This window comes from Neisseria sp. P0001.S005 (assembly GCF_051963715.1).
This window is the reverse complement of sequence record NZ_JBQCTZ010000785.1, coordinates 1-361: the sequence shown is the minus strand read 5'-3', so window position 1 is coordinate 361 and position 361 is coordinate 1. Positions and strand designations below refer to the sequence as shown.

1 protein-coding gene is annotated in these 361 nt (G+C 49.9%); it reads right to left on the bottom strand.

The features are described from left to right. A partial coding sequence (locus tag ACTHSP_RS22865) for a PrpF domain-containing protein (protein WP_440347112.1) occupies positions 1–361 on the bottom strand: 361 nt, incomplete at both ends.

Below are 361 nucleotides of genomic sequence, written 5' to 3'. Positions count from 1 at the left end.
TAGCCCAAATCTGCGGCATTCAGGAAAATGGTTGGAATACCGGCATTGATAAGCGTGGCTTTCAGACGGCCTATATTCGGCACATCAATTTCATCGACCAAATTGCCGGTTGGGAACATACTGCCTTCGCCATCGGCCGGATCTAAAAATTCGATTTGTACTTCGGCAGCCGGAAACGTTACGCCGTCAAGCTCGAAATCGCCTGTTTCCAAAACTGCGCCGTTTTGCATCGGTACATGGGCAATAATGGTTTTTCCGATGTTTTTCTGCCAGATTTTGACGGTACACAGGCCGTCTGAAGGGATTTTGGATTTATCGACCAAGCCTTGCTCGATGGCAAATGCGCCCACGGCGGCGGTCA